At 39.2% G+C, this 25,532-nt stretch carries 20 protein-coding genes; 10 read left to right on the forward strand and 10 right to left on the reverse strand.

Translation table 11 applies throughout. The features are described from left to right. Positions 1-3: 3 nt before the first annotated feature. Positions 4-1,398 carry an adenylate/guanylate cyclase domain-containing protein gene (locus tag J0A69_RS04480; protein WP_206585299.1) on the forward strand — a complete coding sequence of 465 codons (1,395 nt, stop codon included), beginning with the start codon at positions 4-6 and terminating at the stop codon, positions 1,396-1,398. Positions 1,399-1,492: 94 nt separating this feature from the next. Here the strand turns inward: J0A69_RS04480 and J0A69_RS04485 are convergent, their stop codons facing one another. After that, a complete protein-coding gene (locus J0A69_RS04485; RefSeq protein ID WP_206585300.1) occupies positions 1,493-2,530 on the reverse strand; it encodes a glycoside hydrolase family 43 protein in 1,038 nt (345 codons plus the stop codon). A gap of 364 nt (positions 2,531-2,894) precedes the next feature. Between J0A69_RS04485 and ileS the strand changes: the two genes are divergently transcribed. From ileS to J0A69_RS04510, 5 genes are all read left to right on the forward strand, one after another. Further along, positions 2,895-6,269, forward strand: coding sequence for an isoleucine--tRNA ligase (ileS, locus tag J0A69_RS04490; RefSeq protein ID WP_206585802.1), 3,375 nt, complete (start codon positions 2,895-2,897; stop codon positions 6,267-6,269). A 14-nt stretch (positions 6,270-6,283) separates the two neighbouring features. Continuing rightward, positions 6,284-6,925, forward strand: a complete 642-nt coding sequence (locus J0A69_RS04495; RefSeq protein WP_206585301.1) for a lipoprotein signal peptidase — start codon at positions 6,284-6,286, stop codon at positions 6,923-6,925. A gap of 216 nt (positions 6,926-7,141) precedes the next feature. Next, positions 7,142-10,066 (forward strand): DEAD/DEAH box helicase, encoded by a 2,925-nt coding sequence (locus J0A69_RS04500; protein WP_206585302.1) that lies wholly within the window; start codon positions 7,142-7,144, stop codon positions 10,064-10,066. Between the two features lie 185 nt (positions 10,067-10,251). Continuing rightward, complete coding sequence (locus J0A69_RS04505) at positions 10,252-11,598, forward strand: PhoH family protein (protein WP_206585303.1); 1,347 nt, start codon at positions 10,252-10,254, stop codon at positions 11,596-11,598. 274 nt (positions 11,599-11,872) lie between these two features. Continuing rightward, a complete protein-coding gene (locus tag J0A69_RS04510; RefSeq protein ID WP_206585304.1) occupies positions 11,873-12,118 on the forward strand; it encodes a hypothetical protein in 246 nt (81 codons plus the stop codon). An 80-nt stretch (positions 12,119-12,198) separates the two neighbouring features. Here J0A69_RS04510 and J0A69_RS04515 read toward each other — a convergent pair whose 3' ends face one another. From J0A69_RS04515 to J0A69_RS04545, 7 genes are all read right to left on the reverse strand, one after another. Further along, positions 12,199-12,954: a LytR/AlgR family response regulator transcription factor gene (locus J0A69_RS04515; protein WP_206585305.1), complete on the reverse strand. Its 756-nt coding sequence runs from the start codon at positions 12,952-12,954 to the stop codon at positions 12,199-12,201. Positions 12,955-13,089: 135 nt separating this feature from the next. Continuing rightward, the gene (locus tag J0A69_RS04520) at positions 13,090-13,824 is read right to left on the reverse strand and encodes a LytR/AlgR family response regulator transcription factor (RefSeq protein WP_206585306.1); all 735 of its coding nucleotides are present in this window, start codon (positions 13,822-13,824) and stop codon (positions 13,090-13,092) included. 14 nt (positions 13,825-13,838) lie between these two features. Continuing rightward, the gene (locus J0A69_RS04525; protein ID WP_206585307.1) at positions 13,839-14,891 is read right to left on the reverse strand and encodes a sensor histidine kinase; all 1,053 of its coding nucleotides are present in this window, start codon (positions 14,889-14,891) and stop codon (positions 13,839-13,841) included. Between the two features lie 80 nt (positions 14,892-14,971). Then, a complete protein-coding gene (gene uvrA / locus J0A69_RS04530) occupies positions 14,972-17,803 on the reverse strand; it encodes an excinuclease ABC subunit UvrA (protein WP_206585308.1) in 2,832 nt (943 codons plus the stop codon). 155 nt (positions 17,804-17,958) lie between these two features. Beyond that, positions 17,959-19,236: a M24 family metallopeptidase gene (locus J0A69_RS04535; protein WP_236032636.1), complete on the reverse strand. Its 1,278-nt coding sequence runs from the start codon at positions 19,234-19,236 to the stop codon at positions 17,959-17,961. A gap of 58 nt (positions 19,237-19,294) precedes the next feature. After that, positions 19,295-20,245: a lytic transglycosylase domain-containing protein gene (locus J0A69_RS04540; RefSeq protein WP_206585309.1), complete on the reverse strand. Its 951-nt coding sequence runs from the start codon at positions 20,243-20,245 to the stop codon at positions 19,295-19,297. Beyond that, positions 20,245-20,967, reverse strand: coding sequence for an LOG family protein (locus J0A69_RS04545; RefSeq protein WP_206585310.1), 723 nt, complete (start codon positions 20,965-20,967; stop codon positions 20,245-20,247). The genes J0A69_RS04540 and J0A69_RS04545 overlap by 1 nt, the downstream gene beginning before the upstream one ends. A gap of 163 nt (positions 20,968-21,130) precedes the next feature. Between J0A69_RS04545 and J0A69_RS04550 the strand changes: the two genes are divergently transcribed. From J0A69_RS04550 to J0A69_RS04565, 4 genes are read left to right on the forward strand one after another with little or no spacing between them, the layout of a single operon-like run. Continuing rightward, entirely contained in the window at positions 21,131-21,742 is a 612-nt protein-coding gene (locus tag J0A69_RS04550; protein WP_236032639.1) for a YkgJ family cysteine cluster protein, read from the forward strand. 60 nt (positions 21,743-21,802) lie between these two features. After that, positions 21,803-22,168 (forward strand): phage holin family protein, encoded by a 366-nt coding sequence (locus tag J0A69_RS04555; protein ID WP_206585311.1) that lies wholly within the window; start codon positions 21,803-21,805, stop codon positions 22,166-22,168. Continuing rightward, the gene (locus tag J0A69_RS04560; protein ID WP_206585312.1) at positions 22,158-22,535 is read left to right on the forward strand and encodes a hypothetical protein; all 378 of its coding nucleotides are present in this window, start codon (positions 22,158-22,160) and stop codon (positions 22,533-22,535) included. The genes J0A69_RS04555 and J0A69_RS04560 overlap by 11 nt, the downstream gene beginning before the upstream one ends. Further along, positions 22,507-23,286 (forward strand): geranylgeranylglyceryl/heptaprenylglyceryl phosphate synthase, encoded by a 780-nt coding sequence (locus J0A69_RS04565; RefSeq protein ID WP_206585313.1) that lies wholly within the window; start codon positions 22,507-22,509, stop codon positions 23,284-23,286. Before J0A69_RS04560 ends, J0A69_RS04565 begins: the two co-directional genes overlap by 29 nt. On the opposite strand, the gene J0A69_RS04570 is transcribed toward J0A69_RS04565, so the two are convergent. Both J0A69_RS04570 and J0A69_RS04575 read right to left on the reverse strand, forming a co-directional pair. After that, positions 23,272-24,198 (reverse strand): AraC family transcriptional regulator, encoded by a 927-nt coding sequence (locus tag J0A69_RS04570; RefSeq protein ID WP_206585314.1) that lies wholly within the window; start codon positions 24,196-24,198, stop codon positions 23,272-23,274. The genes J0A69_RS04565 and J0A69_RS04570 overlap by 15 nt on opposite strands. Before the next feature lie 141 nt (positions 24,199-24,339). Then, entirely contained in the window at positions 24,340-25,479 is a 1,140-nt protein-coding gene (locus tag J0A69_RS04575) for an acyl-CoA dehydrogenase (RefSeq protein ID WP_206585315.1), read from the reverse strand. Positions 25,480-25,532 lie beyond the last annotated feature (53 nt).

The following is a 25,532-nucleotide window of genomic DNA, read 5'->3' on the forward strand; positions in this document are numbered from 1 at the left end:
CCAATGAGCGAAGAATCGAAAGACATTTTATTGGCAGAATTGCAAAGGCAAGTTGATTACTATCGACAGCTTTCCGATGAAGTTGCTGGACAAAATATCCGAAGTGACTCTCAGATTTCGCTCCTGAAGAGAAAGCTCATTCAGAAAGAAAATGGGTTTACGATTCTTTCGGCACTTCATGATGCCTTTGGCCATCAGATTTATGAAGACAATTTTTTCACAAATACCCTAGAACTGATTAATACCACCTTAAAAATGGACAAAACGGTGGTTCTTTGGGAATTGAGTGGGCATTCAAAAGGCTTTAGCCCCAAATTCCATATGGGGTACGAGCGAGAAGAAGTGGACTTGATTCATAACAGACAGTTGGATTTTTTGATCGAGGAAAGCCCAGTAATGAGGCCTTTTCTTGCTAACAAAAACACGAGAAGCAACAGTCTTATAGAGCAGCTTCGAGAAACTTTAATCCTACCATTTTTTATTGCTGTTCCAATCCGGATGCGTAATAAAATCATCGCTTGGATGGTGACCGGACGCGAAAAAGAGGCTTGGCCATTTTACCCTCCGCTAGATGAAGGGGATTTGGATACCTTGATTTCTATCTCTGGATTTTTGGAAGCCGGTCTTTCAAATAGCAGTCTGTATGCGAGTTTGGAGAAAGCGAACAAGGAGCTGGAAGCCTATAATCATGAATTGGAGCAGCGAGTGGCTGAGCGAACCAAAGATCTTAGAGCCAAAAACCTCGAATTGTTTGAGGAAAAGAAGCGTTCGGAAGATCTCTTGTTGAATATTTTACCGAAAGACACAGCAGACGAATTGAAGAAAAATGGCTTTGCCAAAGCCAAACTGCAGACAGACGCAACTGTCATGTTTACTGATTTTGTGAATTTCACAAAGTTTTCATCCCAGATTTCTTCTGAGGAATTAGTGGCCGAGTTGGATTTCTGTTTTAGGAATTTTGACATGATCACAACAAAATACGGTCTGGAAAAAATCAAAACCATCGGAGATGCCTACATGAGTGCCTGTGGTGTGACAGGGGAAACTGGATCTGCATCAGATGTGATTCGGGCTGGTATCGAAATGAGGGATTTTATAGAAGAATATGGAAGAGAAAAGCCAGCAGAACTTAAAGAGTATTTTAAAATTCGAGTTGGAATTAATACTGGGCCAGTAGTTGCCGGTGTGGTAGGTTTAAAGAAATTCTCCTTTGATATCTGGGGAGATACAGTGAATACGGCCGATCGAATTCAATCTGGTTCCATTGCAGGCAAAGTCAATGTTTCTCACTCAACATATTTAGCCTGTAAAGATGATTTTGTCTTTGAAAGCAGAGGGAAGATTTCTGCAAAAAACAAAGGAGAAATCTTAATGTACTTTGTCGAAAACAAGAAATAAAAAGGCTATCCCTAAATCAATCTTACCAAAAAAAATAAAAAAAACCGGACAAATCTCCGGTTCTTTTCATTTCAAAATTTTTTAAATCTAGTGCTTACTCAGAAATCGGGTTTGCTGCCACCCCTTCAAATGTCATTTTGATAGGCTTAATTGTCCCATCTTCATTAAATTCCATCACATCAATACACATCACACGATGATCTCTTCCTTCATTTGGAATTGGTCGACGGTGATATACCATATACCAATCATCGCTTCCAGGTTTTTGGAAAGCAGAATTATGACCAGCCCCTGTGGCAATAGTGGTGTCGGATTCCAGAATCGTACCGATTCTTTCCCAAGGGCCATTGATGTTATCAGACATTGCATAGGCCACTTTATAGCTGTCGTTCGTCCAGCCACCTTCTGACCACATAAAATAATATTTTCCGTTTCTGATAAACACAAAAGGGCCTTCTACATAACCTTCAGGAGTGATTTCATGGAAAAGTTCTCCATCTTCCCAAGGTTCAAAACCAGTAAAATCTGCATTTAACTTACCTATGTTACAATGGCTCCAACCACCGTAAAGCATGTAGTGAGTTCCATCAGTGTCTTTGAAAACAAACTGATCAATCGGTTGGGCATCATTGTAAAAGGTGTCTATTAGTGGTTTGCCAAGATAATCCTCAAAAGGACCAGCTGGAGAATCTGCGACTGCTACACCAATACCACCGTAATGGTTGATGTCATTATTCGGATCCCATCCATTTCTGCTAGGTCTTTGCACATCATTTGCGCCAAAGAATAAATAATATTTCCCGTCTTTTTCGATGGCAGCTGGTGCCCACATGGCTTGTCTGGCCCATTTGATTGCAGCAGTATCCAGGATGTTGGAATGTTTTTCCCAAGTCACAAGGTCTTTAGATGAAAAAGCATCAAAGTGCAACTGGTCAGTATATCCCGCAGAATATGTCGGGTATATCCAATATTCATCTCCAAATACAATCCCTTCCGGATCAGCATACCAACCCTCAGCAATAGGATTTCCTGAAAGTTTTGGAGCTTCCTCCTCTACAGTTGAGTTCTGAGGGGAATTACAAGCTGCAAAAATTGCAAACGCACTAAAAAGAATGGAATTTTTGATATTCATTTTAAAATCTTAATAATTGATTCCGAAAAATACTAAGTGAGATTGGGAATCCGCGACCCCTAGTGTAAATTCTCTAAAATGATACCTAAATCTTCCTGTTGAGAGATGCTTTTTCAGATTGAAAAAGTATCTAATTTCTGAGTTTGTAGGCCTTCAAATAACCAGTGAAATTCATGAAAGCCAATTTTTCAAACCTTTCCTCCCAAAAAGGGGGATTTCTCCTATCTTTGTGCCTGCTTTTGAGGAGTATGAATTTTACTTTAGTGACAGATGTTTCAACTGGAAGTCTGAAGAATAAGTGATTTCGACTGCTGAAAATTAAAAATTGTATCAAATCACCTACTTGCTTACAAGAAAGGATATTGTGAAAACATATAAAGAGTTCAAACAAGTTGATTACCCAAGTATAGGGGAAGATGTACTTCAATACTGGAAGGACAATCAAATATTCGAAAAATCCATCGCTAATAGAGAAGGTGCAGAAACGTTCACCTTTTTTGAAGGACCTCCTTCGGCCAATGGAACTCCTGGCATTCACCATGTCATGGCGAGAACTCTGAAAGATATTTTTTGTAGGTACAAAACTCTTCAGGGATATCAGGTTAAGAGAAAAGGTGGTTGGGATACCCATGGTTTGCCTGTAGAATTACAGGTAGAGAAAGAGTTGGGTATCACCAAAGAGGATATCGGCAAGAAGATTTCTGTTGAAGAGTACAATAAAAAGTGCCGTGAAACTGTCATGCGATTCAAAAATGAATGGGATGATTTGACAGAAAAAATCGGCTACTGGGTGGATTTGGATGATCCATACATCACCTTTGATCCAAAATACATCGAGTCACTTTGGAGCCTTTTGAAGAAGCTTTATGAGAAAGGTTTGCTTTATAAAGGATATACTATCCAGCCTTATTCTCCAGCTGCTGGTACTGGCTTGAGTTCTCATGAATTGAATCAGCCAGGTACTTACAAGGATGTAAAAGATACTTCCATCACAGCTCAGTTTAAGCTGAAAGGGGAAGAAAACACCTACATATTAGCTTGGACAACAACTCCTTGGACCCTTCCTTCTAACTCTGCTTTGGCTATTGGGGAAAATCTGGATTATGTAAAAGTGAAAACTTTTAATCCTTACACCCATGAGCCTTGCACTGTGATTTTGGCAAAAGCCAGAATGAATGCCTATCTCAATCCAAAAGCTGCTGAGCTAAAACTTGAGGATTACAAAGCGGGTGATAAACTGATCCCATTTGAAGTGGTTGGTGAGTTCAAAGGCAAAGAAATGCTTGGATGGGAATACGAGCAATTGTTCCCGATTCCTGGACTTACATTACCAAATCCAGCTTTTACGGTAGTTTCTGGGGATTATGTTACTACGGAAGATGGTACTGGAATCGTTCACTTGGCAAAGGCATTTGGTGCTGATGACTTTAGAACTTTGGTTCAAAATGACGTACCTGGCATCTTCGTAAAAGATGATCGAGGTAATGACCTTCCTATTGTGGATAAGCAAGGAAAGTTCATCAGCCTAGTAGGAGAATATTTAGTTGAGAAAATAGCAGAACATGGAATCACTGCCCATAAAACTTATGGAGCTGACGATTTCTTTGTCAAGAACTATACTGAGGATGATGAAAATGCTTCGGATTTTAAAAATACCGATGTCATCATTTCCATCATTTTAAAGAATGAAAATAAAGCTTTCAAAGTAGAGAAATACGAGCACAGTTATCCACATTGCTGGAGAACTGACAAGCCTGTATTATACTACCCAATGGATAGCTGGTTTATCAAAACCACAGCTTACAAAGACCGATTGGTTGAATTGAACAAAACGATCAACTGGAAGCCAGAGGCAACAGGAACTGGACGTTTTGGTAATTGGCTGGAGAATTTGGTGGATTGGAACCTGAGTCGATCTAGATTCTGGGGGACTCCTCTACCAATCTGGAGAACTGAAGATGGCACAGAAGAGCGATGCATTGGTTCTATTGCAGAACTCGAAGCTGCTATTGCCGAATCCATCGCTAAAGGCTTTATGGAAAAGTCTCCTTACGAAGGAAAAGAAATTGATTTGCACCGTCCTTATGTTGATGATGTGATATTGGTTTCTTCCAAAGGTGAGAAGATGGTCCGCGAATCAGATTTGATTGATGTTTGGTTTGATTCAGGAGCCATGCCTTATGCGCAATGGCATTATCCATTTGAAAATGAAGAAATATTCAAGGCAAACTATCCAGCAGATTACATTGCTGAGGGAGTGGATCAAACTCGTGGATGGTTTTTCACTTTACATGCGATTGCCGGGATGCTATTTGATAGCGTTGCGTTCAAAAATGTAATCGCAAACGGTCTGGTTCTAGATAAGAATGGAAATAAAATGTCCAAGCGATTGGGTAATGCTATTGACCCATTCAAAACATTGAAAGAGTATGGACCAGATGCGGTTCGTTGGTACATGCTCAGCAATGCGAATCCTTGGGATAACCTAAAATTCAATTTAGATGGTGTAACTGAAGTTCAGAGAAGATTCTTTGGAACACTTCAGAACACGTATAATTTCTTTGCGCTGTATGCAAATCTGGATGAGTTTGTCTATGATAAGACAAAAGCAATTCCGGTAAATAAAAGAGCAGAACTAGATCAATGGATCGTATCCAAGCTTCAATCTCTCATCACAGAAGTGGAAGAAGCGATGGATAATTACGATGCTACCAAGGCTACTCGTGCTATCATGAGTTTTACTGTGGATCAGCTATCCAATTGGTATGTGAGATTGGCCAGAAAGAGATTCTGGAGAGGAGATATGAACGAGGATAAGCAAGCTGCTTATGAGACTTTGTATGAATCTTTGTTGGCTCTTACCCAACTGATGTCTTCATTTGCTCCTTTCTATGCTGATTGGTTGTATCAAAACCTTACAGCCTCTGGGACTGATGCAAAAGCTTCGGTTCATTTGACAGACTGGACAAAAGCTCAAAAAGATTTGATCAATACTGATTTGGAAGAAAGCATGGAGCTTGCTCAGACGATTTCTTCTTTAGTCCATTCATTGAGAAAGAAAGAGAAAGTAAAAGTTCGTCAGCCGCTTCAGAGAATCTTGATCCCGATCCTAAAGGAGAAGACAAAAGCTCAAATCGAGCATTTGGCAGAATTGATCAAATCCGAAGTCAATATTAAGGACATTGAATTTATCGATGATGCTTCAGGCATCTTGGTAAAAAATGTAAAACCTAATCTCCCTGTTTTGGGTAAAAAATTAGGTCCTAAAATGAGATTTGTGGTTGGAGCTATCAATAATTGGAGCCAAAAAGAGATTGCAGAAATCGAGCGGGAGGGTAAAATAAATGTGGCAGTGGAAGGAGAAACTATCGAGTTGCTTCTTGAGGAAGTTTTGATTTCTTCTCAGGACATTCCGGGCTGGTCAGTTGCTTCAGACCTTGGAGTAACAGTTGCTTTGGATGTAACGATTTCAGAGGAGTTGAAGCAAGAAGGTGTCGCAAGAGATCTTGTAAATAGAATCCAAAATCTGAGAAAAGACATGGGGCTTGAAGTTCAAGACAAAATCAATATTTCATTTGATGCTGGGAATGAACTTGTCAATACCTCTGTCAAGAACTTTGGGGATTACATCCAATCGGAAACCCAAGCAATCAATTTGAATTCGGTTGCTAATTTGGCGGATGGAACGATCTTGGATATGGATGATTTTGAAATCAGTGTAAAAGTGGAAAAGGCCTGAGGTCTTAAAATAGCATGAATAAATACGTTAAATATTTTGGCATTGCATTGCTGGTGATCGTGATAGATCAAGTAGTGAAAATGCTTGTTCACTTTCAGATGGATTTCGGGTCTCCAGGTCAGATTCCGATTTTTGGTGACTGGTTTAAACTTCATTATACCACGAATCCAGGAATGGCTTTTGGGATGGAGATCGGTTCGGAATACGGAAAATTAATCCTTACTTCTTTCCGATTGGTAGCGATGGCAGGGATTGGCTATTATTTATATCATATTATTGAGAAGAAAAACCATCCTGTTTTCATCGTTTGTATTGCCATGATTTTAGGTGGAGCGATCGGGAATTTGGTTGATTCTATCTTCTACGGTGTTTGGTTAAATAATGCACCTTACAACGCACCTTCTCCATGGTTTCATGGTCAAGTAGTAGATATGTTTTACTTCGATATCTGGGAAGGATACATTCCTGATTGGGTGCCAGTTTGGGGAGGAGATTACACTGCACTTTGGCCGATTTTCAATGTTGCAGATGCATCTATTTTTATTGGTGTTGCAATTATTTTGATCTTCCAAGGTCGGTTTTTCCCAGAGCATAAAATTGAGGAGGAAGAGCCTGCAGAATCAGAAGAAATAAAATCTTCTATCGAAAACGAATAATAAAGAAGGCTTCATCTAATATTTTAAAAGATGAAGCTTTTTTATTTTTTTCATCAATTTTTTCAAAAAACCGCCTATCTCCCTCCATTCTGTGCAAATTTTATGTAATTTTCAAGCTGCATGCTCCACAAAATGTGAAGTGGAAGTCATTTTTGGTCTCTTTTATTGAATTCGTTAATCAATAATTGACCTAGCTGTTTTCCGAAAATCCCAGTTATGATAGTTGACCCAGACAAGCCTTTTGAGATTATTTATTCACTTTTTAGTCACGAATATCTAGGCTTATTACTTGATTCTTTTGTTATCCAATTAGATGAACAGGGCAGATTGTCTTTGGCCCATCAAAATATCAGTTCTGTAAACGCACACGAATTTTCTTCCAAATTAGATAAAGCTGACTTTGAATTGATCAAACTGATGGACAGCATGCAGCAGGAAGTTGTCGTGAAGAAATACAACAAAAGAAACCTCAAGCCAAAGGAGTTTCTGAGAAAAATCTATGATGAAAAGGGGGGAAACGAGTCCATTCAAAAGCTGATTGAAGAAAATCTTGAAATAACACGTTCCAAGATTTTCCCACTGCTGAAAGGAAAGAGATTTTTTGAAATGGGAAATGATGGTAATCCAATTTGGAAAGAAATTGAGGTGACTGATCAGAAAGCTACTGTGTTGTTTCACTTCAGGAAAAATGAGGAAAACACGCATTATTTTCCAACCATCAAATACAAAGGGACCAAACTTGAATGGCAATACAAACATGGATACTTGGTTTGCCATAACCCTGCTTGGCTTGTTGTCAACCAAATGCTTTTCAGTTTTGAAAAGGGAATAGATGGGAATAAGCTGAAACCTTTCTTGAATAAGAAATTCATTGTGATTGATAAGCGCTTTGAGCGTGAATATTATCGGAAATTTATTACACAGCTGCTTTCAGTTTTTGATGTTTATGCCGAAGGATTTGACATCAAAGTAGAAAGAGGAAATCCTGAACCCATACTTTGTATCGCTGATCTTCCAGGGAATTCCGGAAAGAATCTCTTTGGCGAAGAAGTGGAAAAGACTGCCGAAGACCAAGTTGTTTTCTCTTTGAAATACAAATACGGGGACTATGTTTTTGATTCGGCTGAGTCAATCAATAACTCCGTGAGATTGGAAGAAAATGGAGAACATTACATTTTCCATAAGGTAATCCGAAGCAAAGAAAAGGAAAAAGCGATCCTAAAATATCTTGAGGAGAGAGGATTGGATTTTGACCATGGTAAGAGAGGGATGGGTAAAACCAATGCCTTTGATTGGATCAGTGAGCATTTGGATCGCCTGGAAATCGAAGGATTTAAATTTGAGCAGAAGGAAAGCCCTCAGGGCAAGATTTATCATATCGGAAGAGCACAAATCTCAATCGAGGTCAATGAAAATATTGATTGGTTTGATGTAAATGCGCAAATCAAGTTTGGGATCTACCTGGTTCCTTTTGCGAAACTCCGAAAATTACTGGTTCAGGGTAAAACTGAATTTGAATTGCCAAATGGAGAGTATGCAGTTATTCCTGCTTCCTGGTTTGTCAATTATTCAGAGCTATTCTCTTTCTTAGAAGACAAAGGCAGCACCGGTCAATTGATGATGAGAAAACATCACTTGGCATTGGCGAAGACATTGGAATCTGGCAATCTGGTTCAACTTACACTCAGCAGGAAGTTGGAACAATTGAGGGATTTTGAAACCATCGAAGAGTACGATGTGCCTTCAAAATTTGCAGGAATTCTAAGACCTTATCAGCATGCAGGATACAATTGGCTGAGATTCCTAAATGAATTTAAGTTTGGTGGCTGTCTTGCTGATGACATGGGTTTGGGTAAAACTGTCCAAACTTTAGCATTGCTAGCTTATGAGGCAGAAGTAAATGAAGGTCAGACTTCTCTTTTAGTGATGCCAACTTCATTGATTTACAACTGGGAATTAGAAGCTCGTAAGTTCACTCCGGATCTAAAAATCTTGGTTTATACGGGGACTCAGCGAGTAAAGGATCCATATAGGTTCAGCGATTATGATTTGGTTTTGACTTCCTATGGAATCATCCGTCTGGATATTGATTTGCTGAAAGGATTTTTCTTCAATTATGTCATTTTGGATGAATCCCAAGCGATCAAAAATCCAGGAAGTAATATAGCTGCAGCTGTCAATCAATTGAAAAGCAAGCAACGATTGATTTTGACCGGTACGCCAGTAGAGAATGGAACCATGGATCTTTGGTCTCAGATGAACTTTGTCAATCCGGGTTTATTAGGGACACAAAACTCTTTTAAGAAGCAGTTTTTGCTTCCGATAGAAAAGCAAAATGATCGGAATAAAGCATTGAAACTGCATTCGATGATTAAGCCATTTATTTTGCGAAGATTGAAATCCCAAGTGGCAACAGATCTTCCTGAAAAAATCACGAACGTGAAATATTCTGCGATGACAACTGAGCAGGAGAAAGTTTACGAGGAAGTAAAGAGCTACTACAGGGAAAAAATTATCTCGGACATCAAAGCAACTGGAAGAAATACTCAGCAATTTACTTTGCTTCGTGGCTTGACCCAATTAAGACAAATTGCCAATCATCCAAAGATGGTCCGAGATGACTATACAGGAGAATCAGGCAAACTGGAGGATATTACTTACATGCTCCAATCTACCATTTCTGAAGGACATAAAGTTTTGGTATTTAGCCAGTTTGTGAGGCACTTGGCGATAGTGAAAAATTACCTTGAAAAGGAAAATATACCTTTTTCCTATTTAGATGGATCCACGAAAGACAGACAAGGGCAAGTGGAGGCATTCCAGGAAAATGACGATATCAAAGTATTTCTCATTTCCTTAAAAGCTGGTGGTGTTGGTCTCAACTTGACTAAAGCAGAATATGTATTCTTGCTAGATCCTTGGTGGAATCCAGCAGTTGAAGCCCAGGCTATTGACCGAGCTCACCGAATCGGCCAGGAAAATAAGGTCATTATCTATAAGTTTATTTCGAGGAATTCAGTGGAAGAGAAAATCATGGCTCTTCAAAACAGAAAGCTGGCCCTCGCTGGAGAACTGATCAGCACAGAAGAAAGCTTCATGAAGAGCTTGGATCAGGATGATATTGCGGCATTACTGTCGTAAAAAACACCGGCAAATGTTAAAAAGGATAGGATTTTGAATTCTATCCTTTTTTTATTGACTTGATAGTCAAATAAATAGATGTGTTGGGTAAATATTTAACCATAATTTCTTGGTAAAATGAGAACAATACAGCCAATATTTTTCTAAATTATCCTAACTCAGTACCATTAGAACCTACCGCACGCATGCCAAGAGCAAGAGCCGATAAAGATCGGAAAATCTTTGTGCTGGATACTTCAGTAATCCTATATGCACACAACTCCATCATGAATTTTGCCGAACACGATGTGGTCATTCCGATCACCGTACTGGAGGAACTGGATCAGTTCAAAAAGGGCAATGACACCAAGAATTTTGAGGCGCGAGAGTTTATTCGGCTACTGGATAAACTGTCGAAGGATCAGATGATTCATAACTGGACTCCTCTCAATGGGAAAACGAAAGGAAACTTTCGAGTCCTGATGAATCCTGAAAATCAGATCAACGCGAATGAGATTTTTGGTGAAGAGAAAAATGACCATAAGATTCTAAATGCTGCACTTTATCTGAAACAGCACGAAAAGAATCGTAAGGTCATTCTTGTGAGCAAGGATATCAATCTCCGACTGAAAGCAAAATCCCTTGAACTGTTAGCCGAGGATTATGAAACCGGTAAAATCAAAAACATTACCGAGCTTGAGAATACTGGGAAATATGTCTTAGAGGATGTAGATCCGGAAGCGATCAACAAGCTTTATGAGGTTGGTTATATCGAAGCTAAAGCTGTCTTAGGCACGAGAAAGAGAAAAGCAAACGCTTATTACATCCTAAAAAGCGACAAGAATTCAGTTTTGGCCTATTTCAACCCAGAGGAAAATATCCTGGAGCGAGTGGATAAAAAGCTGGCCTATAACATAAAGCCGAAAAATGCAGAACAGACTTTCGCTTTAGATGCTATAACCAATCCTAGAATTCGTTTGGTCTCAATCCAAGGAGTGGCGGGAACAGGTAAAACACTTTTGGCATTGGCAGGAGCATTGGAGCAAAGACGGGATTATAAACAGATTTTCCTTGCGCGTCCAATTGTGCCATTGAGCAATAAGGATATCGGTTACCTTCCTGGTGATATCAAGTCCAAATTGAATCCATACATGGAGCCGCTCTGGGATAACTTGAAATTCATACAAAACCAATACAAAGAAACCGATAAGGAATTTCAGAAAATCACAGAATTAGTGAATCAGGAGAAGTTGGTGATTCAGCCTTTGGCCTATATCAGAGGAAGATCCTTGTCAAACATTTTCTTTATCGTGGATGAGGCGCAGAACCTTACTCCACATGAGATCAAAACCATTATCTCTAGAGCTGGTGAAAATACCAAGATTGTATTTACAGGAGATGTGTTCCAGATTGACACGCCTTATCTGGACTCGCAATCAAACGGCCTTTCTTATCTGATTGACCGGGTAAAAGACCATCCTCTCTACGCACACATCAAGCTGGAAAAAGGAGAGCGATCTGAATTGGCGAATCTAGCAAACGAATTACTTTAATCTATTACCCAATTTCTTTATCTGAAAAATGCCTCTTTATAGAGGCATTTTTTTGACCGTTAAGGAATAGCCTCAAAATAAATATCATTTTTCCTGCAACCTTTCCAAATTTTGATTTGTACGTTTTTTTGTTCGCAACTGGCAGATAGGTGTACGATTGTGTACATATCATTTAGCGCTATATGATTTAAATAATTGAAAATCAGATATTTAGAAATTTGGGTCGCTTTTTGGCATATAGCTAACATCGAAATTAAACCAACTTATTACTGCCATGATAGCAACATACTTATCTCAGAAAAACATTTGTGCTGTACTTGGCTTACTAATGGCTTTCACCATTGTTTGGAAAGCAAAACTAGAAGCAAGTTCCTACGCACAAGAGCATACTGCCCGATTTGAAAATACTAAGCCAACGAAAACTATCGGACAAAAGGTGGATGTTTACCACATCTCCACAGAAACATTAAAGCCTGAAAACCAATTAGAAGAATTGGAATTCAGGCCTGTAGAATCTTAAAGATTATTACTCGTAAGGGTTAATTTGGTTGATTGTTTGGTTATCAAATAAGGTGGGTTTTGCCCGCCTTTTTTGTTTTATCAACTTTCAGTAATTGTATTCAATTTTGCCAAGAAGCTGTTATAATACTGTCTACCAACCTGTACGATACCACCTTGTTTCAGTGTGATTTCTTTGGTATTGAAATATTCAATCTGCCCCAAATGTACTATGAATGATTTTTGAACTCTTAAGAAATATTGAGAAGGAAGTATATCCTCTATTTCTTTCATGGATTTTCTAATGCTGAAATCCCTGTTTTTGGTATAGATGGTGACCATGTTTCCATTGGCCTCCACATAATAGATATCATTGTAAGGCACTCTTTCAAAAGCATTGTCTGCTTTGATAAATACCGCATCAGTAACTAAGTATGGACTGTCGTTCGGGTTTTTTACTACCGCAGCTTCAGTAGCTGGCTTTGTTCTTTTATTGTAAAGGACGATCTCTACAATGGCATGAATATCATTCGTATTGAATGGTTTCACTATAAAACCTGCCGGGTTGATTCTTTTTGCCCGCTCAATAATCGTAGGATCACTGTAAGAAGTCACATAAACCAAAGGAGCATCCACCATTTGCTTGACGATTTCTCCTAGCTCGATTCCATCCTTATCTCCTTTCAATTTGATATCCATGAATATCAGATCAGGACGATACTTCTTAATTACTTTGATACACTGATTGGCCGAGTTGGCAATATCAATATTGACGTATCCCAGAAGTTCAAGAATTTCCTGAATGTTTTCTGCGATACTTAGTTCGTCCTCTACTATTAAAATCCGCTCTTCTTTCATAAGTAGCTTGTAGGCATTCGATTAAGTTAGTGATAGGTCATTTGATGGGGTATCAAACTATATTCTACACTAATTACATAATTTAATTTGGGAAATCAAATGCTTTTTTTTGACCATGAAATTTTTTAGAGGGATTTAAAGGCTCATCATTTCCTTAAATCTAGCCGCTTGTCTTCTGCTGACTTCTATTCTGTCGCCCCCTTTAAGGGTCACAACCAAACCTCCATTGAACCAAGGTTCTATGCCTTCTACCCAGCCTAAATTGATGATATGTTTTCTGCTAGCTCTGAAGAATGATTTCTCGTCCAATCGCTCATCCAAGGCATTAAGGGATTTGTGAATCATTGGTTTGAAGTTGTCAAAATAAACCTTGATGTAATTACCATCTGATTCGAATAAACGAACATTTGAAAGCCTTACAAACCAACATCTGTCTCCGTCTTTTACAAATACCTGATCGTCCAGCGTTAATTTCTTCTGGTTTTGAGAGTAATCGTATTCTTCTTTTTTGGATGAACCATCGATTTTCAAAGACAATTTATTGATAGCTTCTTCCAGTCTTTTTGGTTCGATAGGTTTCAATAAATAATCGAGTGCGTTTACCTGAAATGCTTTAAGTGCATATTCATCATAAGCAGTTGTAAAGATCACATGCGGAACCTGGTCTAATTCTTCCAGCAATTCAAAACCGGTTTTTTCAGGCATTTGGATATCCAAGAAAATAACATCAGGGCTTAACTGCTCGATTTTTTCTTTGGCATCATCTACATTGACGGCTTCTCCTACTACTTCTACACTTTCCAATTGATTTAAAAGGGTGATAAGCTCCTTTCGAGCCAGTCTTTCATCGTCTATTACAATTGCTCGCATGATATATGGATTTGTTATTCTAAGTTAATTCTTTGTTTTGGGATTTTGATTTCGGTGATTACAAACTGAGTCCCAGAGTTAAAGATACGTAAACTGCTTTTATCTCCATAAATCAGTTTCAGTCTTTGCATGGTATTGCTCAAACCATGTCCTCCTTCTCCTTTGGCCTTAAGTGTGGGTGGGGTGATAAGTCTTCCACTATTTTTCACCTGAATATACAACTCATCATCGATACCTTCCCTGCATTTGATCTCAATAACTCCTCCTTTGACCAAATTAGAAATCCCATGCTTAATAGCATTTTCTACGATGGTTTGGAGCATCATAGGTGGGATTTTGTAGCTGTAGGCTTCGTCTTCGATGATATAAGTTACCTCAAGCCTTTCCTCAAAGCGGATTGTTTCCAGTGCCAGATAATCTTTGACCGTGTTCAATTCATCAGCAAATTCGATAACCTGCTTTTTATCCATCATCAAAGAAAATCTCAGAATATTGGATATTCGGGTAATTGCAGATTTAGCTTTCACCGGGTCCTCGTCGACCAAAGCTCTCACACTATTCAATGCATTGAATATGAAATGAGGGTTTAATTGGCTCTTTAAATGATTCAGTCGAATTTCATTGATCTTCGCTTCATATTTCAAAGAGGTGTTGTAATTATCCAGAAAGTGGAATAAGAAATACGAGAGAAACCAAATGGCATAAAAGAGAAAACTCAAAAATAGGTTGGCTGATATAACCAATATTTTAAAATCCTCTTCGGGGTTTAGAGTTCCAAAAGCAAGGTTAATAAATACCTGGGCTATGGTATTGATTAAACTAAGTGCCAAAAGGGCGAGTAGTGCTTGCAGTAATAATTGAGGGATGGCCAGCTTAAACCATTCATAGGATTTTAAGATGTATCTTAAAAAATGGGTAGATACCAAATAGAAGGCTGCCAAAACAACGAAAGCCCAGATTTGGACCGGTGTTATCCCTTTAGAGAGCTCTGCAAAGAAAATATTGACGAAGGCAAAAAAGCCCCAACCCAATATCTGCAAAATCCAATATAAACTGAATCTATTCATTCCCCGCCAAAGATAGCTAACGCTCTAAATTGATCTTATTTATTGTGATAGATGGACTAAAGCCCTGATTTTTATTCAGATCAGAGGTTTAATTCACTGCGAAGGAATCTTGCGGTATGGCTCAATGGGTTTTTAGCAACGTGCTCAGGAGATCCATGGTCTACTATTGTTCCTCCTTTATTTCCTCCTTCAGGTCCTAAATCAACCACATAATCAGCCATCTTGATGACATCCATATTATGCTCGATAATCAAGACAGTATTTCCTTTATCGACCAATCTATTTAATACCAGCATCAATAAATCTATGTCTTTGAAATGGAGGCCAGTAGTAGGCTCATCCAAAATATAGAAAGTCTTGCCAGTATCCTTTTTGGATAGTTCTGTAGCAAGTTTTACCCGCTGTGCCTCTCCTCCGGAAAGTGTGGTGGCATGCTGCCCGAGGGTGATATATCCCAGACCGACATCATTCAGCGTTTTTATTTTTCTGAGAATCTTTGGTTGGTTTTCAAAGAATTCTACAGCCTGCTCAACAGTCATATCTAGGACATCTGATATAGATTTTCCTTTGAATCTGACCTCTAAGGTTTCCCTATTGTATCGTTTCCCTTTGCAAGTCTCGCAAGGAATGTGGACATCCGGAAGAAAATCCATCTCAATTAACTTCATGCCTGCTCCCTCACAATCCTCGCATCTGCCACCTTTGACATTGAAGGAAAAACGACCTGGCTTGTATCCGCGGATTTTTGCTTCCGGAAGTTCGGTGAAAAGTGTCCTGATATCTGAAAATACTCCAGTATAAGTAGCTGGGTTTGATCTAGGTGTTCTACCGATAGGGGACTGATCCACTTCGATTACCTTATCCAATTCTTTGAGACCATCTATGCTTTTAAATGGCATTGGATCTTTCTTGGAATTATAAAATTCACGGTTTAGGATAGGGTAGAGCGTTTCATGGATCAAGGTACTTTTTCCACTTCCCGAAACTCCCGTAATGCAAATCATGGTTCCGAGAGGAAGTGTTAGATCTACATTTTTGAGATTGTTCCCACTCGCACCTTTTAATGTAAGATTTTTCCCTTTTCCTTTTCTTCGGGCTTCAGGCACTGGCAGACCTAATTTTCCGGTTAAATATTTTGCTGTAGTTCCTTCCGAATTAACAATTTCCTCAGGGGAACCAGAAGCTACCACATGGCCACCATGTCTTCCGGCACCAGGTCCCATGTCCAAGACAAAATCTGATTCCAGCATCATGTCCTTGTCATGCTCTACTACGATGACTGAATTGCCCAAGTCTCTTAAACTTTGTAGGGCTTTGATCAACTTCACATTATCTCGCTGATGCAAACCAATACTTGGTTCGTCCAAAATGTATAAAACACCGACCAACTGAGTTCCAATCTGGGTTGCCAATCGAATTCGTTGAGCCTCACCACCAGAAAGAGTTCGAAGCGGACGGTTTAGAGAAAGGTAGTCTAACCCGATGTCTAAAAGAAAGCCGATCCTTTTTCGGATTTCCTTAAGCACTTCCGTAGCAATCAGATTTTGTTTTTCGGTTAGTCGATCTTCAAGTCCTTCAAACCATTCTCCCAATCCTTGGATATCCATAACTGCCAACTGGCCGATATGCATGTCATCAATCTTGAAATTCAAGGATTCTTTCTTCAATCGGTAGCCTTCACAATCAGGACAAACTTGGGTGGTGGTAAACTCACTAACCCATTCCTGAATCTTGTCTGAACTTCCTTCTTGATATTTCTGAAGGAAAATAATAATTCCTTCAAATGTTGTATGCCATTTAGTACCCGGATGCTTGACGGAATCTACCGCTACTTCAATTTTGTCTCCATTGAGCAAAATATCAACGACCTCTTCTGGAAGATCTTTGATTGGTGTGCTCATGGAGCATTTATAATGCTTTAGAATCGCCTCAATTTTCTTAAAAATCCAGATGTCTCTATACTCTCCCAAAGGAGCAATTCCACCTCTGGTGATACTTAAACTCGGATCTGGAATAATACTTTCTCGCGTGATTTCTTCTTTTATTCCCAGTCCATTACATGTGGGGCAAGCTCCGTAAGGGCTGTTAAAAGAGAAATTGTTAGGAGCTGGTTCGTCGTAAGAAAGACCTGTTTCGGGATCCATCAGATATTTAGAGAAATGATGGATTTCTCCTTCTTCATCACGGATCATGATGACTCCTTTTCCATGCTGCAAGGCAGATTTCAAAGATTGGGTGATTCTGAATCGATCAGACTCATCCGCCACGATTCTATCAATGACGATTTCAATATCATGGATTTTGTATCGGTCAACTTGCATTTTGGGAACCATGTCCATGACCACACCATCCACTCTTACTTTGGAGAATCCCATTTTTCGGATCTGCTCAAAAAGCTCCCGATAATGTCCTTTTCTTCCTTTGACAACAGGCGCAAGGATGTATAGTTTCTTATTTGGGAATTTGGAAAAAAGCTGATCGATGATCTGATCTTCCGTTTGTCGGATCATTTTTGCCCCTGTGAGATAGGAAAAAGCCTCACCTGCTCTTGCATAAAGCAAACGCATGAAATCATAGATTTCAGTTACAGTTCCTACCGTTGATCTAGGATTCTTGGAGGTCGTTTTCTGCTCAATGGCAATTACAGGAGAAAGTCCATTGATTTTGTCAACATCGGGTCGTTCCATTCCACCCAAAAATGATCGGGCATAAGCAGAAAAAGACTCCATGTATCGTCTTTGTCCTTCTGCATAGATGGTATCAAAAGCCAAAGAGCTTTTACCGCTTCCACTTAGGCCAGTAATGACCACAAGCTTATTCCGGGGAATTTTTAAATCCAGGTTTTTCAGATTATGCTCTCGGGCACCAAAAATTTCTATAAATTCTTCCTGATTAGAAGTTGATTGACTCATAAATCGGTGGGCAAATACAATCGGCGAAGGTACGAAATTTAGAGGGTAAGAGGTAGCCGAATTCCAAGATAGTAACCCGAATTTCAAAGGGATGGTTTGAAAGCAGACAGTTTACTTCAAAATAATTCCAGATATAACATGAAAGCTCTCAATTCCTACTCAAAAGGTTGTGAAATAGAGGGGCTAGGTTTTGAAAACCAAACAGGTCCAGATTCGGTCATATAAACACAATCCTCATGTCTCACACCAAATTCACCCACAATTGAGATGTTTGGTTCGATGCTGAAACACATGCCTGGTTCAAGAATTAATTCATTTCCTCTTACTGCATTGCCCCATTCATGTCCGTCCATTCCTATGCCGTGACCAGTTCGGTGTGGTAAACCAGGAAGTTGATAATCCGGTCCAAAACCAGCATCGGTAATGACTTTTCTAGAAGCTGCATCGATATCACCCATAGGTGCGCCGAGTTTGGCAGCCTCAAACCCTGCTGCTTGAGCTTCTTTTTCCAAATTCCAGACTTCCTGTTGTCTAGCTGTTGGTTCCGCTCCAAAAACGATGGTTCGGCTGATATCTGAATTATAGCCTTCGACCTCACATCCACAGTCTACTAATACCACATCACCCTTTTTTAGGATTTGGGGTTGAATACTGCCATGGGGAAAAGCAGATGCTTCTCCGAAATTGGCTAAGGCAAAAGCATGTTTTGCACCCATTTTTTGATGTGCTTGAGCCACTGCAGAAGAAAAATCAGAAGGACTTCCTCCCTCTTTCAAAAATGTCAAACCAATTTTGATGGCTTCTATGGTGATTTCAGTAGCCCTTTGCATTAGAGCAATTTCATTAGCCGATTTGATCAATCTACATGGGATGGTTACCGGATCAGCACTTACTAATTCAAACTGAGGAGCGATTTTTTTGAAGCCATCGACAATGAAAAACCGAACTCGCTCTTCTATCCCAATAGTGCCTGACTCGATACCATATTCAGATAGCGCATTTTTTATCTGCAAATAGGGGTTCTCATCTTCTTGCCATGGATAAACTTTCTTTCCAATTATGATTAATTCATGAAGTCTTTCCTCTTCAAAACCAGGACAGATATAGCTCACTTCACCCTTTGCTGGTATAATTGCTAGCATCGGGCGTTCACTTCCTCCCCATTTCATCCCAGTGAAATAATCCATGGATGTTCCGGCATCTAAAAGAATTGCCTGGATATTGTTTTTATCCATGAGGTCTTGAGCTTTAGCAATTCTTGCCATTCGCTCTTCTACCGAAATAGGCTTGATATCTTTTGTTCTGGACGTAAGTTGATCCAATGCAGACATGGGTGTTTCTGCTTGAGATGAAGCCTCGCAAGCTGTGATGCTTCCTAAAATTGTTGCTCCGGTACCTAATGCGCTGACATTCATAAAATCTCTTCTTTTCATTTTTATGGTGGTGGTTTGTGGTCAACCAAATTAACCAATAAAAAGAAGTTTGGAAGGATTACTTAGAAGATTCCGGAAGCATAATTTCGTAAGATTTTCCGCGCTTCACATTTAGGTCTTTGTCTCTCAGCCAAGGGTTATAGAGTTTCAAATCTTTATAGCTGCTACCTTGTTGTCTAGCCCAGTTTGCAAGATTCTTAATATCGGAAGAAACAGAGACAGCCTTTAAGGTAGGATTTTGATAATAATCGCTTTCTCTTAAGTGAAATCCAAAGTGATCTGGATTTTCAAAAATTACTTTGAAAGCCAAAATCCTGAACATATACCTGCTTGTCTCATCATTGAGATACAAGTCATAATAGTCATCCAAGTACTGCTCCGCTTGTCTTCTTGCAAAGCCGGTTTGGCCCATGTTATAGCTAGCAGCTACAGCCGTCCAGTCTCCGAATTTCGCATGGGCTTTTTTCAGGTATTTAGAAGCTGCTATGGTTGCCTTTTCTAAATGGTAGCGTTCATCTACGTCTTTCGAAACTTCCAAGCCATATTCTTTGCCAGTGGATTCTAAAATTTGCCAAAAACCTCTTGCACCAGCAGGAGAGGCAACATTCATTAAACCGGATTCGGCCATTGCGAGGTATTTGAAATCATCAGGCACACCTTGATCCTTCAGTATTTTTTCGATGTCAGGAATGTATTTGGTAGACCTTTTCATCAGTAAAATCATGTTGGATTGCCAATAAGCATTGACATAAATTTCCCTTTCCAACCGTTCTTTTACATCAGCTATTTCCAGAGGTACTTTTTCTCCTGCAAAAGTCAGGTTTTCAGGTAGATCAAATAGCTTTACTGTATCCCTAGATGGCCGGGGCATATTTTGAAGCATGTTTTCACCGGCAATAGGATTTACATAATTTGTTGTGCTTTGAGGATTTTTGAAGATTGCATAACCTGCCATTCCCAGTGAAATGAACAACAAGGCATAAATCCCATATAATTGATTTTTGCTCATTAGAAATTAGGACTTAGAAGGTATTTGCTGTAGAATTCATCAATTACCTTAACCGCTTCTGTAGGGTCCTCGACAATGCTGAAAAGCTCCAAATCCTCTTTATTGATGTAGTTGTTTTCTAGAATCGTATCCTTGATCCAATCCAATAACCCAGTCCAGTATTTTTTACCAACTAAGACGATTGGGAATCGACCGATTTTATTGGTTTGGATCAATGTCAAAGCTTCGAAGAATTCATCCATTGTTCCAAAGCCTCCCGGTAAGACAACAAACCCCTGTGAGTATTTGATAAACATGACTTTTCTGACAAAGAAATAATCAAAGGTCAAAAGTTTATCCCGGTCAATATAGATGTTGTTAAACTGCTCAAATGGCAAGACAATGTTTAAGCCCACAGACTTACCACCTTCAGAATGCGCTCCTTTATTTCCAGCCTCCATGATTCCCGGTCCGCCTCCTGTAATCACTCCATAACCGTGGCGAACAAGCTTTGCAGCGATTTCCTCTGCCATTTTATAATGAAAATGATCTCTTGGAGTTCTGGCTGACCCAAAAATAGAAACGCAGGGACCGATCTTGGCGAGCTTTTCGAAACCTTCGACAAACTCTGACATCACTTTAAAAATTGCCCAGGAATCAGAGCTTTTGATTTCATTCCAATCTCTCTCTTTGAATGCTTGTCTGATGCGTTCTTCCTGATTTTGCTCTTCCTTTGTGCTCATAAAATACTTTGTTTATTAAAGAAAACGATCTCTATCCAAAAATGGACAGCCACTGGTAAGATTAATGATTTTTGCCATGCTTAAATAGCTGAAAACCAATGTAAAAAAATATATGACCAATTGAGAATCTTCTGTCATTCCTTTCTCTACCTTCGCGAACTATTTGAACAAAGAGTTGAATCTCGAAGAGAAATCTTTAGCTGTTTTGGAGGTTTTCAAAGAGCTAGAGGCAGAAGCAAAGCAATTTACTTCTGAAAGTGGCTTAAGCTGTATGACGGGTTGTGGAGCATGCTGCGCCAACCCGCAGATACCTGCGTCTCCGCTCGAATTTTTACCCTTGGCATTTGATTTTTATCGCAAAGGCATAGCGGATTCTATTTTATCATTTCTGGATTCGGAGGAAGCTTCTGAAAATTGCATTGTTTATCGGGCTCATTCTATGGATGGAAAGCTTGGGTATTGCAGTAATTATGCTTTCAGAGGGATGATTTGCCGACTTTTCGGGGCATCGGCGCGAAAAAACAAATATGGCAGCAAGGATATCATCATTTGCAAAATCCTGAAAGAACAGAAAAAAGAAGCCTTTCAAGCTGCAACTCAGCGAATCAACCAAGACTTAGAAATCCCCACTGCATCTAGATATTATATGTATTTAGATGAAATTGATGAATCCTTAACCAGACAGATGCCTATCAATAAAGCTATAGCATTTGCATTGGAGTTGGTTTTGAGATATAAATTTTATGAAAAAGGGGAGATGATGGAGGAGACCTAATTTTTTTGCTCCTGTGATTTCAAGTATATTGTGACTTAAATCAGAACCAGATTTTACTGTATGTTAAAAATTGGAGAAATAATCCAGACATTAAAAGGAATTGTTGAGACTAAAGTAGAACTCATAAAACTAGAGATTCAGGATGAGTTTTTGGGTGTGATCTCAAGGCTACTTTTATTGTTTTTAATGAGTGCCATCTGCCTTTTGGTGCTTTTGTTCTTTAGCTTATCCCTCGCATTTTACCTTAGTCAATTTACGAACTCCCCATTTATGGGATTTCTACTAGTGGGCTTGTTGTATTTGGTCATTTTGGCATTTTTATATCTCACCAGATATTCCAAATCTATCCAAAGAAACATTCAGGATGGGATGAAAGTGTTTATTTTTAATGCAAGAAAAATAAAGAAGGATTCTGATGAACAATGATCTTGAAAAGAAGTCTGAAGAACTGGAGCAGACTTTGGCAAAACAATTTGATTTACTCAAAAAAGACTCTGAAGAGTGGTTGAAAATTGGAGGGATTGTTTTGGTTGGAGGGCTTCTGACATATGCAATTGTAAGGAGTAAGAAGAAAAAAAAGGATAGGAATACCGATAAAGCCATAGCGCTTTTGGAGAAAGAGGGGCTTCTTACTGAGGATTTAGAAAATAAGCTGAAAAGCCATTCAAAATCGGCTGGAATCTGGCCATCATTGAGACAAAGACTTTTGATCCTAGGTTTAGCTTATGCCAAAGAGAAGTTTTTGCCAAACTTGTTTAATGGAGATGAAGAAGCAGCCGAAAAGGATCAGTAATCTTCTAAAAGACCTACACAAAACAAGGAGAAAAGGACTGGCTTGGCTAATCGACCCGGATAAGTTATCAGACACACAACATTTCATTTCCAAATTTCAATGGGTTAAGGACTCTGGATTGGAATTGATTTTCGTAGGGGGAAGTCACCTAAGCAAAGATAATTTTCAATCAGTGGTAGAGGCGATCCGAAAAATTGCCGGAAAGATTCCTGTAGTGATTTTTCCTGGTTCGCAGATGCAACTCTCAGATAAGGCAGATGGGATTTTGTTTTTGTCTTTGATCTCGGGTAGAAACCCGGAGTTTTTAATTGGACAACAAGTAGCTGCAGCCCCAATTGTGCTATCCATGGGGATAGAAGTTCTACCTACTGCATATTTGCTAGTGAATGATGGGGAAATAACCAGTGTTCATGCAATAAGCCAAACTTTACCAATTCCCAATTCAAAGCCCCAATTAGCTAAAGCAACTGCATTAGCAGGCCATTTTTTAGGGATGAAATATTTATTTCTGGATGCAGGTAGCGGTGCCAAAACACCTGTTTCAACAGAAGTGATTCGCTTGATCAAAAAATCCATTTCAAGTCCATTGATCGTCGGAGGCGGAATAGATTCCATGGAAAAATTAAAAAGTGGTTTTGATGCCGGAGCAGATTTGATTGTTTTGGGCAACACCATAGAAAAAGACCCCGACTTTTTGGCCGAGGTCTTGGATTATAAAATCTGGTATAATTTATCTTTAAACGTTAATTAAAGACTCTCTTCTTCTCATTTTACCTGCAGGAACTCCGTACATCATCTTGAAACGACGGCAGAAATAAGCCGTGTCTTTGTATCCAACTTCTTTACCAATATCCCGAATTGATTTTTTGGTGGTACGAAGCAATTCTACAGCTGCTTCCATCCTTTGGTATTCAATGTAATCCTGTGGATTAATTCCAGTTAGCATTTTGAAATACTGTCCCACATAATCTTCAGATACATTTGCCACTTTGGCAAGAATCTTATTCGAAAGATCACCACCCAGGTTGGTTTTGATATAATTGAACAAGTCAATCAAACGTGGATCTTTGAAATAGGTGGAATTAGTAGAAAGCTCCTCTAGGAATAATCTGTTTTTCAGAATATGTCTGAGCAATTCAATCACGAGCAATTCCGTCTGGGATTTCAAAGCTCTTTCTCTCCCCACATGAGTTTGCTCCATCTCTTTCATCAAATCTTCAATAATTGTAGCTAAGCGGTCATTAAACCGGATAATAAACGGAGGAATGTCCAAGGAATTAAAGAAATTCACCACGTCAAAAACCTTGGATTCAAAGCTTACCATAGAGATGCAATCATCTTCGGTATTCTTGATTTCCCTGAAACTTAAGCTTTGAAGGTGTTTCTTTTTAGATTCGGTAAATTGATCTAAAGTGATTTCACTTTTCTTGGCACTACTTCCGATGGTAAGTGCAGTCTTTTGACCACCTGGCAAGAAGAGTACTTCACCCTCATTTACAAGCTCCTGGTCATCTCCAAATTTGAGAGTACCATGGTGTAAAAGGACCAGAGTATTTTCGGTCTCTTCGTAGTTGACAACTGTTGCCGGCTTTTCGACACGGTAATTATTACCTCTGACGAAGCGAACATTTATTGATTCTATGACTTTGTTGTAATATTCCATTATTTTTTAGAAGAAAAACAGAATTTCAAAAATATGACTTTTCTCACTTAAATACTTAAAAATTTGATAAAAGGTGTTAAAAAATAAAAAAAGGGTATAATTAGTTGTAATTATACCCTTTCATTTATTTCAAAAACTGGATTATCTCAATATTCCTCTGGATATAACTATTTTTTGTATCTCAGAAGTACCTTCATAAATCTGGGTAATTTTTGCATCCCTCATTAATCGCTCCACATGATATTCTTTAACATAGCCATAGCCTCCGTGAACTTGGATGGCTTCAACTGTCACGTCCATCGCAACCTGTGAAGCATAAAGTTTGGCAATTGCAGAAGCTTGTGAATAATCCTCTCCTTGGTCTTTGGTCCAAGCTGCTTTATAAACCAATAATCTAGCTGCTTCAATTTGTGTGGCCATGTCTGCCAATTTAAACTGAATGGCTTGGTGTTGACTGATTGGCTTACCGAAAGCTTTTCTTTCTTTTGAATATGCCAATGCTAACTCATAGGCTCCAGCAGCAATCCCCAAAGCTTGGGCAGCAATCCCAATCCTGCCTCCGTTTAAGGTTTCCATGGCGAAAGTAAAACCAAAACCTTCATCCCCTATCCTGTTTTCTACCGGAACTTTCACATCCGTAAACATTAACGAGTGAGTATCCGATCCACGTATACCAAGCTTATCTTCTTTTTTGCCTACGACAAATCCTTCCCAGCCTTTTTCAACGATAAAAACCGAAATTCCCTTATGTCCCAATTCTGGGTGGGTCTGAGCTATTACTAAATAGATATTGGCGGAGGAGCCATTTGTGATCCAGTTTTTAGTCCCATTCAAAACATAATGATCGCCTTCCAACTTAGCCTCTGTTCTTTGGGATGTTGCATCCGATCCAGCTTCAGGTTCAGAAAGACAAAATGCTCCAAGGACTTCACCAGATGCTAAAGGCTTCAAATATTTTTCTTTTTGTTCCTCACTACCATATTTTTCAAGTCCCCAGCATACAAGGGAATTGTTAACAGACATGGCGACTGAGGCAGAAGCATCAATTTTTGATAATTCTTCCATGGCTATGACGTAGGATAAGGTGTCCATTCCTCCACCATGATACTCTGGCTTTACCATCATGCCTAAAAATCCAAGTTCTCCCATTTTCTTCACCTGTTCTTTTGGGAAAATTGCATGGGTATCTCTATCTATTACTCCAGGAAGTAATTCTGACTGGGCAAATTCTCTTGCCGCTTCACGGACTGCGATATGTTCTTCTGTCAGTTCAAAATTCATGATCAAATTGTGGGTTTATGTTCTCGAATGGAAGATATACCAAAAAAAGAAGA

Origin of the sequence: Algoriphagus pacificus, assembly GCF_017254845.1 — a bacterium.
Lineage (GTDB): Bacteria > Bacteroidota > Bacteroidia > Cytophagales > Cyclobacteriaceae > Algoriphagus > Algoriphagus pacificus.

Bases quoted from the DNA above. Each gene is read 5' to 3' on its own strand.
- J0A69_RS04480 (WP_206585299.1), top strand. From the start codon at position 4: ATGAGCGAAGAATCGAAAGACATTTTATTGGCAGAATTGCAAAGGCAA.
- J0A69_RS04485 (WP_206585300.1), bottom strand. From the start codon at position 2,530: ATGAATATCAAAAATTCCATTCTTTTTAGTGCGTTTGCAATTTTTGCA.
- J0A69_RS04495 (WP_206585301.1), top strand. From the start codon at position 6,284: ATGAATAAATACGTTAAATATTTTGGCATTGCATTGCTGGTGATCGTG.
- J0A69_RS04500 (WP_206585302.1), top strand. From the start codon at position 7,142: ATGATAGTTGACCCAGACAAGCCTTTTGAGATTATTTATTCACTTTTT.
- J0A69_RS04505 (WP_206585303.1), top strand. From the start codon at position 10,252: ATGCCAAGAGCAAGAGCCGATAAAGATCGGAAAATCTTTGTGCTGGAT.
- J0A69_RS04510 (WP_206585304.1), top strand. From the start codon at position 11,873: ATGATAGCAACATACTTATCTCAGAAAAACATTTGTGCTGTACTTGGC.
- J0A69_RS04515 (WP_206585305.1), bottom strand. From the start codon at position 12,954: ATGAAAGAAGAGCGGATTTTAATAGTAGAGGACGAACTAAGTATCGCA.
- J0A69_RS04520 (WP_206585306.1), bottom strand. From the start codon at position 13,824: ATGCGAGCAATTGTAATAGACGATGAAAGACTGGCTCGAAAGGAGCTT.
- J0A69_RS04525 (WP_206585307.1), bottom strand. From the start codon at position 14,891: ATGAATAGATTCAGTTTATATTGGATTTTGCAGATATTGGGTTGGGGC.
- uvrA (WP_206585308.1), bottom strand. From the start codon at position 17,803: ATGAGTCAATCAACTTCTAATCAGGAAGAATTTATAGAAATTTTTGGT.
- J0A69_RS04535 (WP_236032636.1), bottom strand. From the start codon at position 19,236: ATGAAAAGAAGAGATTTTATGAATGTCAGCGCATTAGGTACCGGAGCA.
- J0A69_RS04540 (WP_206585309.1), bottom strand. From the start codon at position 20,245: ATGAGCAAAAATCAATTATATGGGATTTATGCCTTGTTGTTCATTTCA.
- J0A69_RS04545 (WP_206585310.1), bottom strand. From the start codon at position 20,967: ATGAGCACAAAGGAAGAGCAAAATCAGGAAGAACGCATCAGACAAGCA.
- J0A69_RS04555 (WP_206585311.1), top strand. From the start codon at position 21,803: ATGTTAAAAATTGGAGAAATAATCCAGACATTAAAAGGAATTGTTGAG.
- J0A69_RS04560 (WP_206585312.1), top strand. From the start codon at position 22,158: ATGAACAATGATCTTGAAAAGAAGTCTGAAGAACTGGAGCAGACTTTG.
- J0A69_RS04565 (WP_206585313.1), top strand. From the start codon at position 22,507: ATGAAGAAGCAGCCGAAAAGGATCAGTAATCTTCTAAAAGACCTACAC.
- J0A69_RS04570 (WP_206585314.1), bottom strand. From the start codon at position 24,198: ATGGAATATTACAACAAAGTCATAGAATCAATAAATGTTCGCTTCGTC.
- J0A69_RS04575 (WP_206585315.1), bottom strand. From the start codon at position 25,479: ATGAATTTTGAACTGACAGAAGAACATATCGCAGTCCGTGAAGCGGCA.